At 66.3% G+C, this 15824-nt stretch carries 12 protein-coding genes; 9 read left to right on the top strand and 3 right to left on the bottom strand.

Translation table 11 applies throughout. The features are described from left to right. Positions 1 to 86 precede the first annotated feature (86 nt). Positions 87 to 2993, top strand: coding sequence for a BTAD domain-containing putative transcriptional regulator (locus MJQ72_RS26750; RefSeq protein WP_240593767.1), 2907 nt, complete (start codon positions 87 to 89; stop codon positions 2991 to 2993). Positions 2994 to 3181: 188 nt separating this feature from the next. On the opposite strand, the gene MJQ72_RS26745 is transcribed toward MJQ72_RS26750, so the two are convergent. Further along, a complete protein-coding gene (locus tag MJQ72_RS26745) occupies positions 3182 to 3721 on the bottom strand; it encodes a hypothetical protein (protein ID WP_240593766.1) in 540 nt (179 codons plus the stop codon). Between the two features lie 520 nt (positions 3722 to 4241). On the opposite strand from MJQ72_RS26745, the gene MJQ72_RS26740 reads away from it, so the two are divergent. Both MJQ72_RS26740 and MJQ72_RS26735 read left to right on the top strand, forming a co-directional pair. Further along, positions 4242 to 5012 carry an ACT domain-containing protein gene (locus MJQ72_RS26740; RefSeq protein WP_240593765.1) on the top strand — a complete coding sequence of 257 codons (771 nt, stop codon included), beginning with the start codon at positions 4242 to 4244 and terminating at the stop codon, positions 5010 to 5012. Positions 5013 to 5016: 4 nt separating this feature from the next. Then, positions 5017 to 5379 carry a GNAT family N-acetyltransferase gene (locus MJQ72_RS26735; RefSeq protein ID WP_396426878.1) on the top strand — a complete coding sequence of 121 codons (363 nt, stop codon included), beginning with the start codon at positions 5017 to 5019 and terminating at the stop codon, positions 5377 to 5379. Positions 5380 to 5463: 84 nt separating this feature from the next. On the opposite strand, the gene MJQ72_RS26730 is transcribed toward MJQ72_RS26735, so the two are convergent. Then, positions 5464 to 5631, bottom strand: coding sequence for a hypothetical protein (locus MJQ72_RS26730; protein ID WP_240593763.1), 168 nt, complete (start codon positions 5629 to 5631; stop codon positions 5464 to 5466). A 152-nt stretch (positions 5632 to 5783) separates the two neighbouring features. On the opposite strand from MJQ72_RS26730, the gene MJQ72_RS26725 reads away from it, so the two are divergent. The 4 genes from MJQ72_RS26725 (at position 5784) to MJQ72_RS26710 (ending at position 8593) form a co-directional block, all read left to right on the top strand. Further along, positions 5784 to 6215: a hypothetical protein gene (locus tag MJQ72_RS26725; RefSeq protein ID WP_240593762.1), complete on the top strand. Its 432-nt coding sequence runs from the start codon at positions 5784 to 5786 to the stop codon at positions 6213 to 6215. Then, positions 6212 to 6886 carry a maleylpyruvate isomerase family mycothiol-dependent enzyme gene (locus MJQ72_RS26720; protein WP_240593761.1) on the top strand — a complete coding sequence of 225 codons (675 nt, stop codon included), beginning with the start codon at positions 6212 to 6214 and terminating at the stop codon, positions 6884 to 6886. The genes MJQ72_RS26725 and MJQ72_RS26720 overlap by 4 nt, the downstream gene beginning before the upstream one ends. An 18-nt stretch (positions 6887 to 6904) precedes the next feature. Beyond that, positions 6905 to 7201 (top strand): YkvA family protein, encoded by a 297-nt coding sequence (locus tag MJQ72_RS26715; RefSeq protein ID WP_240593760.1) that lies wholly within the window; start codon positions 6905 to 6907, stop codon positions 7199 to 7201. An 879-nt stretch (positions 7202 to 8080) separates the two neighbouring features. Further along, the gene (locus tag MJQ72_RS26710) at positions 8081 to 8593 is read left to right on the top strand and encodes an FBP domain-containing protein (protein ID WP_240593759.1); all 513 of its coding nucleotides are present in this window, start codon (positions 8081 to 8083) and stop codon (positions 8591 to 8593) included. A gap of 435 nt (positions 8594 to 9028) precedes the next feature. On the opposite strand, the gene MJQ72_RS26705 is transcribed toward MJQ72_RS26710, so the two are convergent. Further along, complete coding sequence (locus tag MJQ72_RS26705; protein ID WP_240593758.1) at positions 9029 to 9928, bottom strand: hypothetical protein; 900 nt, start codon at positions 9926 to 9928, stop codon at positions 9029 to 9031. A gap of 772 nt (positions 9929 to 10700) precedes the next feature. Here MJQ72_RS26705 and MJQ72_RS26700 point away from each other — a divergent pair. Both MJQ72_RS26700 and MJQ72_RS26695 read left to right on the top strand, forming a co-directional pair. Next, complete coding sequence (locus MJQ72_RS26700; protein WP_240593757.1) at positions 10701 to 14957, top strand: NACHT and WD repeat domain-containing protein; 4257 nt, start codon at positions 10701 to 10703, stop codon at positions 14955 to 14957. After that, positions 14954 to 15787 (top strand): GPI inositol-deacylase, encoded by an 834-nt coding sequence (locus tag MJQ72_RS26695; RefSeq protein ID WP_240593756.1) that lies wholly within the window; start codon positions 14954 to 14956, stop codon positions 15785 to 15787. The genes MJQ72_RS26700 and MJQ72_RS26695 overlap by 4 nt, the downstream gene beginning before the upstream one ends. The last annotated feature ends 37 nt before the right edge of the window (positions 15788 to 15824 follow it).

Raw genomic sequence — 15824 nt, 5'->3', positions numbered from 1 at the left:
TCATCGCAACGCTTCTGCGCCTGAAGGTAGCGAGCATCGTCTGAATCGGCCACTGCGGGTGGCCGACTTCGGTAACGTGTCCGGGCGTGGCGGAATTTGCGGTGCTGGGGGTCCTGCGGGTCTGGGAGGGCCGGCATGAGGTGCCCGTGCCCGCTGGAAAGCTACGGACGTTGCTCTGTGGGCTGATTTCGCGGGCGGATGAGACGGTGCCGACAGCCACGCTGGCACGCTGGCTGTGGGACGACGGTGAACCCGCGAACCCGAAGGCGGCCATCCAGACCTACGTTCGGCGATTGCGGGACATCCTCGGAGACGAACGGATTCGCACCGACATCGGCGGATACCAATTCGTCGCCGACGCGATCGAATTGGACTTGGCGGAGTTCGACGACTTGTTCACGAAAGCTCGAGAGGCCGATCGTCGAGGTGCCGGACACGACGTCGTGGCGATGCTCGATCAGGCACTTTCGCTCCGACGTGGCCGGGCGTTCGGCGACGTCGATGGTGAAGCAGCGCTGCGGGAGTTCGTGTGGCCGTGCGAAGAACGCGTGCTTGCCGCCTACCGGCTGTTGATCTCCTGGCGTCTGCGTCACGGTGAACATGCCGACGTTCTGCCCGAACTCAGCAGGTTGACCGGGCAGTATCCGTTGCATGAGGGCCTTGCCGAACTGATCATGCTCGCCCTCTACAGAACTGGGCGGCAGGCTGACGCGCTCGCGCGGTACGAGACGCTACGCCTGCGGCTTGCGGAAGAACTCGGCGCTGACCCCGGCGTGGCTCTCCAAGATCTGCACAGGCGCATATTGAACCTCGACCCCACGCTGAACGCGCCAGAGAAAGATCCGGGATCGGCACACTCGATAGTTCCGCGACAGCTCCCGGCACGCCGCCTCGTCTTGACCGGGAGAGAACAGGACCTCGCCGTTCTGACCAAGGTTCTCTCACCGGCCACCGGCAGGGGAGACGGGCCCCCGATCACGATCGTGACCGGCGTCGGAGGCATCGGCAAAACCGCGTTGTCGCTACTTTGGGCACACGAGCACGCAGATGAGTTCCCCGACGGGCAACTCTATCTGAACCTGCGCGGCTTTGACCCTGCTGGTGAACCGCTGGAACCGCAGGCCTGCTTGCGACGGGTGCTCAGAGACCTCGGCGTGGCGGCATCAGCGATCCCCAGCGACCTCGACGCGCTCGCAGCCCTGTATCGCAGTCAACTCGCTGACAAGCGCGTGCTGATGCTGCTTGACGACGTACGCGACTCAGCCCAGGTCATACCGCTGCTGCCAGGAACCGACAGCGTCGCTGTGCTCATCACGAGCCGGAATCGGCTCGGCGGCCTGACAGCCGGCTACGGTGCCAACACGCTGATCCTGGATGTCCTTCCTCCGGCCGCGGCGAGAACGATGCTGACACGACATATCGGCGATGACCGCGTGCGCCGTGAATCAGAGGCCGCAGACGAACTGGTCAGCCGATGCGCGGGACTACCATTGGCGCTAAGCGTCATGGCGGCCCGAGCGGCAGCGCACCCCGAATTCCCGCTCGAAACCCTCGCGCACGACCTCCGAGACGAGGCCGGACGTTTGGACGCTCTCGACCTCGGCGAGCTTCCTGCCAGCCTGCGCGCGGTTTTCGCCACGTCCTACCGGGCACTCGACCGGGGCCCTGCACGGACGTTCGCGCTGCTCGGGGTCGCGCCCGTACCTGACTTCACCGCGGACGCCGTGGCAACCCTCATCAATCGATCGGTCGTTTCGGCCGCATCAGACCTGCGAGCGCTGGAGGCCGCGAACGTGGTGCGGCAGCACGCTCCACGGCGTTATCGCATGCACGACTTGGTTCGTCTGTACGCGACTGAACTCGCCTCAGGCCTGACCAGCCACCTCCAGCGTCAGGAGGGACTGCTGCGCCTGATGGACCATTATCGCTACGCGGCCGCGATCGCGGCAGACCTTCTCGACCCGGTGGAGCCATATCGTCGGCCTCCGGTCCCTGAGCCGATCGAGTCGGCCCCCGCGCTACCGGATCAGGACGCAGCCAGGGCATGGCTGGACAGGGAATGCGCCACCTTGCTCGCCGCCGGCCTTTACACAGCGAGAAGTGGGATGCCAGACCACGCTGCCCACCTGTCGAGTACGTTGATGCGCTATCTCGACTACTCGGGCCGCTACCACGACGCTCTCGAACTACATTCCGCCGCCATGGAAGCCGTTCGTGAACACGATCCGGGTGCTTACCATCGAACCATGTGGAACCGCGCATACGCACTTGTGCGCCTGGGTGACTATTCCCATGCCCAGTCTCTCGGCCAGAGCGTGCTCGACTTCGCGTCGAGGACTGATGACCTCGTCCTGGGCACCTCGGCCTCGATGCTGCTGGCAGTGATTTCCGACAAGCTCCGTCGGAGCGACGAGCAATTACACCACATCGAGAATGCGCTGGATATGGCTCGGCGTTCCGGTCATCCCTCCGAAGAAGGCACAGCCTTGCTTAACCTTGCCTACTACCATGAGGAAAACGGTGACTATGAAGCCGCGCTCGAAGCGCTTGACCAGGCTGGGAACGCCGTACGGGACGTTCCCGAAGCGGGGCTGGACAACTGGCTGCTGTCCGCGCGGGCCACGGTCTACGAACGCCTCGGACGATGTCAAGACGCGTTTGAGAACTATCGTCAGGCGCTTGTGATAGCGCGCGCACGAGCCAACCTCGGCCTCCAAGTGGAGGTGCTCAACCGATTGGGGGGCACGGCTCGAATCCTCGGTTATCAGGAGGAGGCGATCTCCAATTACCTGGAGGCCATCACGCTCGCCAGAAACACCGGATTCCGACATGAAGAAGCTCGTGGACGCGGTGGGCTCGCCCAGGTATACCGCGACCTTCAGAGACCTGCTGATGCAGCGCACCACGCCGAAAAGGCGATCGCCTTGCATGCCGAACTCGGCAGCCTGCCGTCGTCAGAGCTGCGCGGGATTGCCGGCGCGCCAGGTGAATAGCATTCCTGGTAGGTCTGTGAGACTCGAGGTCCCGTCAGTGCGGGAATCCGGTAGCACGCCGAAAACGTGGTATCACCGCATTGAGGTCGGCCCGCCTCGTATGGCGCGGAGACCGGAGCGGCCTGACGCGGCGGGCCGCCCTGACCAATAGCCAGGGCGGCGACTCCACGAGATCCGCTCCCCGAGGGTCAGTGCGTGATGAGTTCGGTGACGACACCGTCGATGTAGTCCTGGCACGTCCAAACCGGGATCGTATGGAGGGCGGGTCCACCTCCGCGCCAGGAAATCCGGAAGGCGAGATTCTTGTTCCCCGAACATACCCTGCGCACCGTGTCGAGGTACACGGTCCTGGATCCCCAGCCATCGAAGCAGTGTTCGCCTTGGTTGTTCCACACGCCCACATGCCCCCAGGTGTTGCACGGGACCACGTCCAACCCGGCCGTGTGCGACGGAGGTCCTGGGACTGCCGGCGTTTGCTGGGCGCTGACGGCGCCTGCGCTTGCGAGAATCATTGCGCCGGTGGCTGCGGCGACCGTGACGGCTCGGCCGCCGCCGGCTCGCCGGCTCGGCCGGTTCGTCTTTCGTTGTGGCGCGTCGGTCGGCAAGTTACGTGACATGATGGTCTCCTTTTCGTTCGTTGCGCACTGTCGAGCCGGAAGTGCCGCCGTTTCGACTCGGCCCGGCATCGCCGGTTTTGTATTGAGCCGGGCAAGATCGTCAACGGTCACACATTGACTTTGTCTCAGCCTTGTTCTCCCGGCGGTGAAGGTTGCTTTATCAACCCCTGGAGACTGTCCCACGAGTAATCGTTCGAACCGGTTTCATATCGCTGACTGGTGATCTTGTCGTGTGACAGCGAACCGTCAGGACTGAGCGGGACTCCGATACCGCCACGGTGTTGTGGCATAAGGCGGTATCACGGCTCGAACAGAACGCTTGTGTGCCAAGCGGTTCAGGGCAAGCAGGCCCGCTGAGCCGCGGCAGTCGTGGTCGACGCCGCCCTTCAGATCTGCTCAGGAAGATTCGTGTGAGGTCGGAGTGTGGAGGGGGCTGGGTGCTCGCCGCCCGCTGTGGACGCGGTTGGCTACCGGCGACCTGCCTGCTCGAGACGCCCACTGCTGTGGGGCCGATCCGCGTTAACTGAATCGTGACAGGCGGACAAGCTGGGGGTAAAGGGAACGGCCGAAGCTCGTCTGCATGAGCGAATCGAAGGTGCGGTCGGAGACCGCCAAGGGGGCGAAGACCTCGATGGGCCGGGAGCTGATCGAGCTCGCGGCCCTCTTCATCGCTGCGGGTGTCGCCCATCTGTTCGTCAGCACGGTGTCGCTCAACAGCGTGGGACCGGTCGTGTTGTTCGGGCTCGGCCTGCTCCTGATAGCCACTGCCGCCCTGCGGCGATGGTGGGTACACCGGCCGCAAGCGGAAGCGACTCGTGAGGCGCCGAAGGATGACGCGCCGCAACCGGGCGTGGCGTGGCGGATCCGCGCCACCGTGCGTGACGTGCCCGGGAGTCTGGCGAGTGTGACGGCCGCGTTGGCGGCACACCGGTACGACATCGTCTCGATGCAGGTTCTGTCGCTGCCGGATGGTGCGGTCGACGAGTTCTTGGTGCGCGCTCCGGCCGGCGCGACGGCAGCGGACATCGCGGAGGTGACCGAGTTGGGCGGTGGCCGGGAGGTGCGGGTCGTACCTGCGGACGTTCACGAGTTCGTCGACCTGCCCACCCGTGTGCTGACGATCGCGGCCCAATCGGCCGGTTCGCAAGCCGGCTTGGCGCAGCTGCTCCAGGCCATGCTGGGCGAGTGCGACATCACCTGGCAGCCGCCTGAAGGAAGGGGGCGGGAGGCGAAATTCGGTGAGAAGGTCGAGGGCACGTCGATGCGCCTGGTCGATCCCGACGGTGGTCTGATGGTGATCACGCGTTCGTTGTTGCCGTTCACCCCGGTGGAGTTCGCGAGGGTAAAGGCCGTCCTCGACCTCCAGCGCCGCCTCGCCGGCGCACCGGCCGCCGGGCATTGAGCGTTTGCTCGGACACAAGGGGAGTCGTACCTACCTCGCCGAGACCCAGACGGGTGCGGTGGTCGCGGTGGCGACGGTGCGGAAAAGCGGCCGATGCGCGGAGGTCGGCATCCTCGTCGAGGACCGGTGGCAAGGGCGGCGGATCGGAACGGCCCTGCTCGACCGGCTGGTCACCCTCGCGCGGTCCGAAGACACAGCGGCAGTCGTCGCTATCGTCCAGGAAGCGAACACGGCGATGATCCGGGCGATGCGCCGAGCCAGCGCGGAAGCCGATCAGATCGGAACGGATCTCGCCTACCTCACGCTGCAACTCGCACGGTCGAGAGTCTTGGAATCGCGATCAGACGACGCCGGCCGCCGACACTGACACATCTCGGGGCCGCCATCGGCGCCAGGATGTGTCAGCCAAGTCGGCCGGGCCACGTCGAAGCACCGACGCGGACAGATCCGGTCAGATGCCGGAAAGGGCTTCCTTGTTGGCTGCGAGCCAAGTGCCGAAAGACTGTAGATCCGGGTTGAGCGCACGTACGGCGTCGAGGTCGCGGTCGCCGACGAACCGCTTCTCGTTTTCGGCGTAGAACTGCATCATGTTGGCCATCTCCACCGAGGACTCCCGCATCTGTTCGAAGGGTACCGCCTGGTAGCGCACCGGTTCGCCGATCGCTTTGCCGATCGCGGCGGCGTACTCCGCGCCTGACCCACCGCGCCATCGACGCCGCTGCCGGGCTGCCCACCGGCTCGGCCTCCAATCACTTCCGCACCCGGGACGCCTTGCTCAACGCGGTCGTGGAACGCACGTCCGACCGGGAGCGCGCGATCTGGGAGGCCCTCGCGACGACGTACTACCCGGTCACGCCGGAGGAGCTGGCGCAGGCGATGGCCGGGCTGGCCCGTGAGGCGACCGGCCCGAACCGGACGCTGACCCTGGCCCGGTACGCGATCCTCGTCGAGGCCGGCATCCATCCCACGCTGCGGCCACAGCTGCTGGCCACCGGCGCCCGGGTCAACGCCTGGTTCATGAACTGGCTGCGCGCCGCCGGCTCCACCGATCCCGAGCGTCACGCGCCCATCATCGCCAACCACTGGACCGGGATCGTGCTGCACGAGCTGGCCATCCCGGACCCGGCTTTCGACCCCTACCCGCAGATCGCGGCGCTCGTGACGAGCGTCGTCCGCCCCCGCTCCGAGGAGGTCCCGACATGACCGGCAAACGACCGGCGCCGGACCGCGACGCGATCTGGCGGGTCATCGCCGCCCAACGGACCAGCCTGGCAGACCTGCTCGACGACCTGTCCGACGACCAGTGGCGGCACCCGTCGCTGTGCGCCGGCTGGACCGTTCGCGACGTCGCCGCGCACCTGACGCTGCAACAGCTCGGCCTCCGCGACCTGATCGCGACGATGGCCCACTGGCGCGGCAGCATGGACCGGACCATCCAGGACGCGGCCCGCCGGCGCGCCGCGGAACTGTCGACCGCCCGGATCACCGCCGAGATCCGCGCGACGGCCGGCTCGCGGCGGCACACCCTCGGCGTCACCTACCTGGAAACGCTCACCGACATCCTCATCCACGGCCAGGACATCGCCATCCCCCTCGGCCTCCGCCACGAGATGCCACCGGACGCGGCGGCCGTCGCCGCGGACCGAGTGCTGTCCATGCGCTGGCCGCCGCCGCTGCCGGCGGCGCGCAAGATGGCCGGGTTCCGGCTGACCGCCACCGACATCTCCTGGTCCACCGGCGCCGGTCCGGAGGTCTGCGGCCCGATGAGCGCACTGCTGCTGGTCTGCGCCGGCCGCCTGGCCGCTCTCCCTCGCCTGTCCGGCGACGGCGCCGGCGATCTCACGGCTCGTCTTTCGACATCCGCCACGGCGTGACCTGATGAGCGAGGATTAATGGAGTCTCTGTGGACGACACTCGGCGTCGTGGCCGTGGTGGTGGCCATCGTCCTCGTTCTGGTCGCGTTGTTCCTTGTGGTCAAGCTGGTGCGGAAGCATCGTCAGGTCCATCAGCCGGGCACGCCGGTGCCGACCAAGGCCGCCTACTGGGTTTCCCTGGCCTACACGGTGTTCCCGTTCGACTTGTTGCCCGACCCGGTGTACTTCGACGACATCGTGGTCCTGGCCAGCGGGCTGGTCTACGTCAGCAGGTCGCTTACCAAGAAGGCGCGCGACGACCGCCGGGCGGAGTGAACTACGGCCGGTGTCCGGACGTCGGGACAAGGGCTGCTCCCGACTAGAACTCTCTCGTCGGCAGCACTCTCGGGCCGGTGACCCAATGGCGCTCGCCTGATCGACGGGCGATCCTTATTAGGTCGCCGTCTCTAGTCGTCTGCTGCGGTGGCGATCGCAGCTTGACTCAGTCGTTGCCCGTCGGTGAGTTCGTCTTTGAGTCGTCGTGGAGACGATATGGGAGACGCCGCATGCCGCGAAGGTGGGGGTTCCGCGCAAGATTTTCCACGAGCACGGAGGTCGTACGCCGATATTGACTGCTGCGGTACACTGCCAGAAGTCTCCTCGTATGAGCCGGGTCGCTCTGGTGTGGTTACGTCGGGCATTGCGAACCAAGGCTCGATGTTGGGGTGGCGTGGTGTACGAGACGCAGGTGGAAAGTGGTGAATTATGTCCCGGACAGCCGTCAAGTCGCGTCACGATCGTGTGAGTCGCTTGGGGCGGTGATCCGTACAGAGACATGAGATTTGGCTATCGTTCGGTTCTGTTCATCTCGCCGGATCGAAAAGCCACATGTCCTGGTAAGGACTTTCCACGTATGCCAGTTCTTGGCTGACGTGCACAGCTCTCGGCGTTTATGCGCGTTCGTGTGAATGCATGCCGCTGAATCGTTCGTGAGGGCATTTCCAAGTCATTTGGAGTGCTGCCACTCCGCGCCCGTGACGAATGGTGCCAGCGTGTCGAGTTGCGGACTGATGACGGCCCGTGTGCAGAGGCTGCACAGTCGTCGGTAACCCGTTTCCCGTCCCGAGGGGCTTCGTCATCGAAAGCCGAGGAGCTCGGGCCATTGACCTATACCAATACTCCTGCACCCCTGGTGCGATCTGCGAGGAGAACGCTATGCGCCCCATGACCCGAGACGAGGTGCGCGGTGCGATCGTGAACCTGGAACCAGCTGAGAAGAAGGTTCGGCTACCGGTCTGGTTCGACGACGTGTCGTGGCACGAGATCGACTACCTCGGATGGCGAGATCTGCGCGCCCCGAAACGGGCTTATCTCGTCACCGCGACCGATGATCAGGCTTTCGGCGTGCTTCTGCGCCAGGCCCCGAATCACGCGTTTCTCGCGTCGCGCGCGATGATGTGTGACCTGTGCCGGTCCAGCCGCCGGTTCAACGAGGTTTCGCTCTTCACCGCTCAGCGCTCGTCGCGGGACAAGCGTCAACGGCTCAGCGCCCGCGGTCTGCACTTATGCACTGATCTCGATTGCATGGCGATTATTCGCAGCAAGCCGGTGCGCAGGCCCATCGACTCGTCGGTCGAGGACGCCATCAAGCAACGCAGCGAGGGTCTGCGCTCGCGCATGATCGCGTTCATTCGATCGGTAGCCGACGTTGAGCCGACCACGCTGTAAGGCGCGAACCGCAGGACGCCGCATCGCGGAGTGACACACTGGCAAGGCCTTTGACGAGCGTCCGGTACCGGCACCGACTCGCAGGTGTGCTGGTACCGGGCGCTGAGTCTTGCCCCGATTGGCGGCGGCGGGGTCGGCGCCAGCCGCGGGGAATGTCGACGCGCTTCTCGAAGGCGGATTCCTCGGCAACGAGCATACGTCTATTCCGAAACCGAAAGGTCAGAATGAACGATGCCGTATGGTCGCCCGATGTCCAAGTTGTCCGCCAGCCTGCGGCAGACCGTGGTGTTCTGGCGAGATCTCGATCGAGCAGGGGCGGGCTGGAGCAACGTCAGCGGTGCCCGGTATCAATCCGATGAGCTGCGTATGAGCAGATCTGCTCGACTCCTAGGGGCGAGGGAGCACACGCGATAGTCACCGTGGCGGTCTGTGTCCTCAGGCGGACGGCACCTGACCCGGCATTGTCGGCGGCACTTCGGAGTACGGGCGGTCGTGGCTAGGCGGGAAGCTGTCGTCGGTCGCCACCACTGATTGCACGACCGGCCGGTCGAGTCCCCAGTGGTTCCGGACTGCGGAGGCCGTACGGAGCGTCACGTCAGCGCGGGCAATCGCGCGGTCCGGAAGGACGGCCTCAAGCCACGGTTTCTCTCGCTGAACTCGCCGCACCACTGTCTCGTATGCAAGACCGTACAACTCGGCGATCGCTGTGAGCGGCGTCTGGAAGCGGCGTGACAGCGCGGCCGCGAGGACGATGTCGGCCGAGGACATCTTCTGCCGCGGCCCGAACTGCCCATCAACTCTGCCGGTGGCGTTGCGTCGCACTTGATCGATGCGGCCGAAGACGAGCTCCCAGTCAGGACGCGACATCCCGAGGACATGCGGCTGAGTCAGCACTGCGGGCGCGCACCGGAACACCAGGGGCGTGTCCGCGGCATCCGCGGGTAGCAGGTCTGGCGCGACCAGTACTGCAGAGTCGATGTCATCGGTCCGCGGCGTCGCGGTGCTCGTCCCTGGGCAGGCGGCGAACTCCGCGGGACGGAGAACCTGCCGCTCGATCTGCTCGAGCTCGGCCAGCAGCGCCTGGACACCGTCCCGGGTCGGGGGGTACACCATGCTGCGGTAGGTCCGGAGTTCGTGGTCGCCGCAGCAGTCGACGTAGGCGGGATGTACACCGATCTCCGCCTCGCTGTCGTGGTGGGCGTCCCAGCTGATCCCCGCCTCGGCGATCCACTGAAGTGCCGCCGGGTCCTCTTCTCCCGGGCCCTCCACGGATTCGGGAAAGCGCCACGCGCAGTCCGTGGGGATGTAGCGGACCCACTCGTCTTCGGGGCGCATTCCCGGCGGCGGGAATTGCCCCGCTGGCCAGTTCCATACCCAGCCGCGGCCAAGCAAGGCCCTGTGCAGCACCATGATCGGGAACTGCTCGAAGTGGTCCGACCACCAGCGGCACCTGTTCAGGAGCAGTCGTCGTCCCTGGGGCGCCCAGGCGGGCCCGCAGCTTGTCCCGTCGTCGACGGCTCCTGCGCACTCCTGACACCTCGTCTCCTGCTGATCCGTGCGGCGTCCACCTCGCGGAGCGAGAGGAACCCTCGGCTTGGAGAGTGTCAACGTAGCCGCATCGAGGTCGACACGAATGGGCGATCCCGCAGTGGTGATGAGTTGCCTCGGCGTCCACCGGGCCTTTCGCGAGTGGCTTGAGGGGCACGTGATCTTCGTCGTCTCTCGCTGGGTTGGCCGACTTCTGATCGGCCAAGAGAGTTCCCGACGATGGGGCTCGGCTGTGTGGGCGTGTCCCGTCGAACGCCGCCCTCCACGTACGTGATGCATGACCGGCGCCGCAGGACAGCACACTCCTCTAGCCCAGCCGAAGAACTCAAACTCGTCTCGACACCCACCTGCTGGTCGAGGCCGCGAGGGCAACTCACGAGCCGCCGAACTCCTCAGCCGTCTCTTACACGACCGCGCCTGTGGTTTCCTTCGGTGTCTCGAACGCCCTATGCCCACCGGCCGAGATAGCACCACCTGCGCCCCGATAGCGGTGCTCGGCGGGTCCTGCCGGCTGCGGGCATTCGCTACCGTGGTCGGATACGAGCGGGGGAGTGGGGGCGTGGTGAGCGAGACCGGACAGCGGCAGGCACTCTGCCTTGGCGTCGAGTCATTCTCACCTCCGCCTGATCCTGAATGCGAGCCCGAGCTGGATCGTTGGCCAGCGTTGCCCTTCGCGGGCGAGCGATCGTCGGCTCTGGGTGCCGAATTGGCCGAGCACGGATATCGCTGTCTCACCGTGGACGCTGATTTTCTGGGGGCCGCTGAGCTCGCCGGGCGGCTGCGATCGATGATCACGTCGGCCGGGCCGGAGGACGTGCTGGTGGTACACCTGCTCAGCCATGGCGAGGTACTGCCATCGGGTCTGTACGCGATCGGCGCTGACGGTGTCCATGACCTGGACACGAGGGTGGAGAACTGGCTGTCGTGGGTCGAGGATTTCCCGGATCGTCCGCCGACGCTGTTCCTGCTGGATCTGTGCTATTCGGGCTCGGCGACCCGGCATGGCTGGCGGTTGGAAGTCGCCGCCGAGACCGCCCGTGCCTGGGTGATCGCGGCGACCGGACCCCGCGATCCCGCCTATAACGGGTACTTCAGCCAGGCAGTGGTGGAGGTGCTGGGAGCGATCCGACGCGGTGAGCTGGACGTGCACCCGAACCTGCGACACGTGCCGCTGGGCACGGTGATCACACGGATCGGCCGCGAGGTAGAGCGGCTCGGCGCGGCCGGGTTCGGCCAGCGGGTGCAGGCCACACCGGTGAGCGGTGAATACCCGGACCTGCCGTTCTTCGCGAATCCGAACTTCCACGACGACCCGGTCCGGCGGGCGCTGTCCGCGGTGGATGTCCGGGTGGAGCCGTTCGTGGATGTGCGGCTGGATGCCGACCACTTTCGCGATCGTGCCTCGGGCCTGGGGCCACTGCGAGGCCGGATCCGGGCCGGCTGCTTCAGCGGTCGCGCCGAGGAACTGGCCGCGCTGTCGGACTGGCTCGACCGAGGACACAGCCCGCTGGCGATGGTCGCGGGTGGCCCGGGGTCGGGTAAGTCGGCTCTGCTGGGTGTGCTTGTCTGCGCGGCCCATCCGGTTCTGCGGTCGTCGACCATGGATCTGTGGCGGCATGTCGCCCATCGCCCATCCGCGAACGGAAACCTGGTCGCGGTGCACGGCCGCCAGTGCGACGTGGACGAGATCGCCGCCTCAATCGGGCGACAGCTCGGGATCGGCGCACTGCCGCCGGCCAAACTGTGCTCCGAGTTCGACGATCGGCCGGGACTGAGCCCGGTGATTGTGCTGGACGCCCTGGACGAAGCGATTGATCCGGAGAATGTGCTGCGGGACCTAGTGCTGCCGCTGGCCGAGCGCGGTCGCGCCCGGGTACTTGTGGGTACGCGCCCGTGGCCCGAGCTGGGCGACCTGCGCACGGCGGCGGACCGAGGCGGGCTCGTGATCGACCTGGATGCTGTGGTCCCGGGTCAGCTGCGCAGTGATCTGGCCGCCTACCTGACCGAACTGCTCGAACTCTCACCGGAGTTCGGTGAGGTCGCGTTCCGGCCCTTGCGGGAACTGTTCGCGGACACCGTCGCCGAGCGGCTCGTCACCACCGAAGCTGGACCGTGGGGCGGGTTCCTGCGCGCGGGTATGATCACGCACTACGCGCTCAAGTCGGGCCTGCCGCGCGACCCCGATGCGATTACCGCCTGGCTGGTGAAGAACCTGGCGTTCACGCTGCCCGACCTGTTCGAAGCCGAGCTGGCACCGGCGCGTGTCGGACCGCTCGGACGGCCGTTGATGGTCACGCTCGCCTGCGCGCGAGGCGAAGGGATGCCGCTCGACGTCGCGACCCGCGCGGTCGCCGCCCTGCTCGACGGCACGGAGCCGAGCCAGGCCGAGGTACGCGAGACCTTGCGTCGCTGCCGGTACTACCTGCGCAGCATGGCCGACGACGACGGCACCACGCTCTACCGGCTCTTCCACCAAGCGCTCGCCGATCACCTTCACCCCGAAGCCGATCGTGGTGCGCTGCTGGACCGAATCTTGCCGCCACTGTCCACACCAGCCGGTCGGAGTCGACGATGGCACCTGGCCGAGCCCTACATGCTCCGGCACGCCAGCCAACACGCGATCGATGCGGGCCGCCTGGACGAACTGCTCGACGATGCCGAGTTCCTCGTCCACGCTGAGCCAGAATGGCTCGGCCCCGACCTTTCGCGAGCGCAATCCCGAGCTGGATGGTGGGCCTCCGCGATCTACCACACCTCGGTTGACCAGCACCGCCGCGTGAGCCCGGCAGAACGTCGCCAGCTCCTCGCCATCGACGCCGCCAGGCACCATCACGTCGACTTGACTCGCCGGCTGGCCAACCCTGCCGGGCTGCCCGCCTTGGACTGGGTGCCGCGCTGGGCCACGGATGGCCAGGTCAACCCTGCCTTAGTTGCCACGATCGGTGGTGTCGGGAAGACAGGCATCATTACCGGCCTTGATTGTGCGACGCTGGATGGCCATCCAGTGGTCGTTACCGCGAGCACGGACCGCAAGCTGCGGCTGTGGGACGTGCGTGAGCACAAGCAGATCGCCGAGGTGGACACCGAGACCTACGGCCTGGAGATCGCCTGTGCCACGGTGGCGGGTCGGCAGATCGTGGTCAGCGCCGGTCACACCGATGCGGTCGATTTGTGGGATCTACGGACCCTGCGTTGGCTGGGTAGATGGGGCGACCCGACGAAGCGATTCCCACACCACGGGTTGAGCTGTGCCCCCTGGGCCGGCGGCACGGTCGCGATCCGCGTGGGGAAACGAACGAACCAACCCCAAATCCTGGACCTCGCCACCGGCGAACCGCTGGAGCCGCCACTGTATCTGAACGTCCGCGAGGTTGCGTGTGCCACCGTCTCTGATCGGGATGTGCTGATCGTCAGCGGCAAAAAGGGGCCGCTACTGGGTGGTTCGTCGTCGATCTGGATCTGCTCCTCGGACACGGGCCGCGAGCTGGCCGAGCTGATACGCCGGCCGGACAGGTACGGGAACCTGCAGTTCACCCTCGCCGTCACCGAGCTCGACAAGCGCACAGTGTTGGTCATCGTAGGTGGGAGCACTCTGGCCGTGATTGATCTCGTGACAGGGGACAGCGTCGGTGACCCGGTTCCCTGCGTCGGAAACGCCTCCGCCATCCACTGCGTCCACTGGGGTGAGCTGGTTATCGCGGCGATCAGTCTGGAGACGGGAGGAATCCAACTGTGGGATCTCGCCCGACGCAAACCAGTCGGTCAGCGCCTGCTCGCAAGGGCTTTCCCCTCTGCCGTGACCACGGTGGCCGATGGCGGCGACGTCCGCCTGGTCGCCGTGGACGGCACGAGAATTCGCATCTGGGATCTGGCCGCGCACCTGGCCACGCCACGTCATTCAGGCGCGCACGACGAGCCCGTCCGACGGATCGACATCCTCGACGAAGCACCGGAACCACTTGTCGTTACCTGGGACGACTACGAGGTCCGCTCCTGGAGGCTGGCGGACGGTGCACCGTTCGGGCCGCCGATCCGATCGGCCATGGCGTGGCGGAGATCCACGACCACACTGATGGGCGAGGTGCCCATGATTCTTGACGGGCACGCAATCCGGTACCTCGCAGATGGACGCGTGAGCACACCGCCGTGGGCGCAGGGAAAGAAGGATGTCGTCCTGGCCACTGTGGTCGGTGGACGGCCCCTCGCCGTGGTGATCGGCGAGCGCGCAGACGGCACAGGCTGGGGCATCCTCGATGTGGAGAGCGAGGTCGTGATCGGCTCGACCACCGTGCCGGGTTACAACGCAGGCACGGTCGTCTGCTGTGGCTCCCTGGTCGCGATCGCCGATATGGAGACAGTGCTTGTCTGGGATCTCAACCATCCGGCTACAGACCCTGTACCGTTACCGACGCCCGGGCGCCGATCGGACTGGGACCTGATCCGGCTGGCCATGACTAACGTCCAAGGCCGAGCTGTGCTGGCCATCACGACGCGGTGGGCCTCCGGCGAGTCCCCGAGATTCAGCGCGCTTCTTTTCGATCTGGCCACCCGCGAACGACTGCCGACGCACTGGCCGGACAGCTGGGCATGCATTCCCGTCGCCTCCGTCGGAGAGACGCTGATCTTGGGCGGAGTCCCGGGATCTCAGGACGTGATGCACGGCTTCGTCGCGCGATACGACCTGCGAGAACACCGGGTACTGGACGAGATCCTGATTCCGGGCTGGGTCGGCGCGGTGGCGGGTACAGCCGATGGCCGGCTCGTGGTCAGCTGCGGCAACGATGTGGTGATGCTGGAACACAGGGAGACTGAATGACCCGGATCGTTGGTGTGCATGGGATCGGTAACCATGAATCGGGTCTCACAGCCGACCAAGCCGCGGCTCTCGTGAGTAGACGGTGGCTCGCCGCGATGCGGCGGCGGCTGGGTGGGAACGTCGGACTCGACCTTCGCGTGGCCTACTACGCGGACCGGCTCGACCGAGGCACTGCGCAGGGCGCGGTGGATGATCTGGAGACGCTGACCGAACCCGAGCGGGAACTGCTGCTGGCCTGGGCGGGCCAGCTTGGCGCGCCGGCCGAGGTCGCGCAAGGTCGTCTCACCGCCCCAGCCCGCGTAGCCGCGAGCTGGATCGCCCAGAAATTCGGGCTCGACTCCCGAATGGTGCGGATCTTCGTGAGCCGGTTCTGCCGTGAGGTATCCACTTACTTCGAGGAACCGGAACGCCGCGACGCTGCCCGCGGACGGGTCACCGGGCTGCTCACCGACGCTCGGCCCAAGGTGGTGATCGGGCACTCGCTCGGATCCGTACTCGCCTATGAGGCACTGTGGCGACTGCCGGACCTCGACGTGGAGCTGCTCGTCACGCTCGGCTCTCCTCTAGGTCTTCCCGACGTGATCTTCGACAGGCTGGATCCTGTGCCGGACAACGGACAAGGGAGCCGGCCGCCGGGTGTGCGGAGATGGATCAACGTCGCCGACAGCGGCGACATCGTCGCGGTCCCGCATGGCCTGCCTGAGCGGTTCACCGGCATCGCCGCAGATCTCACCGACCAGATCGGCCTGTTCGACTTCCACAAGGTCACGAACTATCTCGCCAGCCCGGTGACCTCGGCCGCCATCGCCTCACTGGCGGAGGAAGCCTGACCCAGGACAGCCGAACCCGAATGGGCCTCACGGCCCA

The sequence above is a fragment of the Amycolatopsis sp. EV170708-02-1 genome (genome assembly GCF_022479115.1).
In the GTDB taxonomy this organism is placed as follows: Bacteria; Actinomycetota; Actinomycetes; order Mycobacteriales; family Pseudonocardiaceae; genus Amycolatopsis.
Note: the sequence above shows the minus strand (reverse complement) of the source record. Positions and strands in the feature narration are given on the sequence as shown.

Coding starts and splice junctions, on each gene's coding strand:
- MJQ72_RS26715 (WP_240593760.1), top strand. CDS start 6,905: ATGGAGTCTCTGTGGACGACACTCGGCGTCGTGGCCGTGGTGGTGGCC.
- MJQ72_RS26710 (WP_240593759.1), top strand. CDS start 8,081: ATGCGCCCCATGACCCGAGACGAGGTGCGCGGTGCGATCGTGAACCTG.
- MJQ72_RS26720 (WP_240593761.1), top strand. CDS start 6,212: ATGACCGGCAAACGACCGGCGCCGGACCGCGACGCGATCTGGCGGGTC.
- MJQ72_RS26705 (WP_240593758.1), bottom strand. CDS start 9,928: ATGCGCCCCGAAGACGAGTGGGTCCGCTACATCCCCACGGACTGCGCG.
- MJQ72_RS26740 (WP_240593765.1), top strand. CDS start 4,242: ATGGGCCGGGAGCTGATCGAGCTCGCGGCCCTCTTCATCGCTGCGGGT.
- MJQ72_RS26695 (WP_240593756.1), top strand. CDS start 14,954: ATGACCCGGATCGTTGGTGTGCATGGGATCGGTAACCATGAATCGGGT.
- MJQ72_RS26730 (WP_240593763.1), bottom strand. CDS start 5,631: ATGCGGGAGTCCTCGGTGGAGATGGCCAACATGATGCAGTTCTACGCC.